This is a genomic window from Rhizobium sp. P1_E1 (assembly GCF_056406015.1).
On the sequence record NZ_JBFUAY010000494.1, the window covers coordinates 1 to 1,396 of the forward strand.

3 protein-coding genes are annotated in these 1,396 nt (G+C 53.8%); 2 read left to right on the forward strand and 1 reads right to left on the reverse strand.

The features are described 5' to 3' along the window. On the forward strand, nucleotides 1-219 hold a 219-nt coding region (locus tag AC1D1Z_RS37415), incomplete at its 5' end, for a hypothetical protein (protein WP_477853870.1). A gap of 67 nt (nucleotides 220-286) precedes the next feature. Here AC1D1Z_RS37415 and AC1D1Z_RS37420 read toward each other — a convergent pair. Continuing rightward, on the reverse strand, nucleotides 287-1,204 hold the full coding sequence (locus AC1D1Z_RS37420; RefSeq protein ID WP_477853872.1) for an HNH endonuclease: 918 nt from the start codon (nucleotides 1,202-1,204) through the stop codon (nucleotides 287-289). Between AC1D1Z_RS37420 and AC1D1Z_RS37425 the strand changes: the two genes are divergently transcribed. After that, a partial coding sequence (locus AC1D1Z_RS37425) for a helix-turn-helix domain-containing protein (protein ID WP_477853873.1) occupies nucleotides 1,203-1,396 on the forward strand: 194 nt, incomplete at its 3' end. The two genes, AC1D1Z_RS37420 and AC1D1Z_RS37425, sit on opposite strands and share 2 nt — an antisense overlap.

Genomic DNA, 1,396 nt, shown 5'->3' on the forward strand with positions numbered 1-1,396 from the left:
GTTCTAGGACGCGCTGAAACGCTCAGCAACTTGGCGCCAAGTCATCCGTCGCCGCGCGAGGACGGCGGTGGAAATGAACTTGAGAATGCGGAGTTCCCCGAAGTTATCGTGTCGCAATTGGTCAGCCGAAAGGAAGAACGCCGGGACGTGTTCGAACCTGAGGAAGAGCAAACCGAGGCGATCACTCAGAAGGCAATGATTTATCTTACCAACGGCTGAAACCGCAATGTCTTGCCAATTGTCCGGTTTTCTGGCGACGATCCTGATCCAACTACGGTCGTCAACGTCATGTATAAAGCGGACTACGTCCTTCCATCTTGCTCAGACACCGACCTAGGGCGTCTGAGTCAGGATCGCTCATATCAATCCCATACTCCTCTCCGAAAATCGCGATGAAAAAGAACAGTCTTTTGTCTTCCGTATGGACGAAGTCGAATTCGTGAAGGACTTCATAGATCTCGGAATCCTCGCTGAAAAACGCGTCGTGCGGATAGAGGGAGCGGCGTAGATAGTTCCATTTAAGTGGTTGATCGCCGACCCTCACAAATCGCCGAAGGGGATCCAGCGCTTCCATGTCCAGAAGTTGTTTGCGCCAGCCTTCTACCTCCATGGTCCGTAGTGCCAACGCCTCCATCGCCGCCTTCAACAGAAAGCGGGACATGAGTTTCCGATCGACATCGTCCGGATTTGAAACTGGGAGAACAAGCCGGCCAGGCTGTCCCGCAAGCAACGATCGCTCAAAGTCACCTCTTCGACCGGGATCCAATGGCTCGACGGCGATAGAGTCCCGATCCATCCACACATCTACGCCCATTCCGAGATGAGGTAACATGCCCCTCATCGATGGGATTCGCCCTCGCTTGTTCGCGATCGACATTTGAGAGCGAAGATGCCTGAAGTAGGCGCTCTCGAGCAATGGTCCTTCGATCTTTCGTGCGAAATAGTTGTTGCACCGGTCGCAAACGATCCCTGCCGGCAAAACGTGCTCGATATTGCCGAGAGACTCGGGAATGATGTGTTCTACGGAACGTGATGAGGAAGCATTCTCGCGACAAAAGATGCAGAGATCGAAGGTCGACTCCTTTTCCAAAGGGATATTCCAATTAGTCATCAACCTAACTTTGGAATACGGAACAATCAACCCGAATATTCCTTGCAAGGAATAAGCCGTTGCGGTACGTACCGAGAAACGGAGCACACGCATGGGTAAATTGGCCGGCAGAATCATCGAGGCGACGCAAGCACAGGGATCCCGCGTCGGGCACGCCGATGGCCTCGATCTGCGCCGTCTGCGCCTGCTCTCGGGTTTGACGCAAGCCGACATGGCAGCCCGATTAAATGTGCWGCAGGCCGCCGTCTCAAAAATCGAGAAAGGTGGCGAGGTCTACCTGTCTAC

Excerpts from the sequence above, each read along its gene's own strand:
- AC1D1Z_RS37420 (WP_477853872.1), bottom strand. The coding sequence starts at position 1,204 with ATGCGTGTGCTCCGTTTCTCGGTACGTACCGCAACGGCTTATTCCTTG.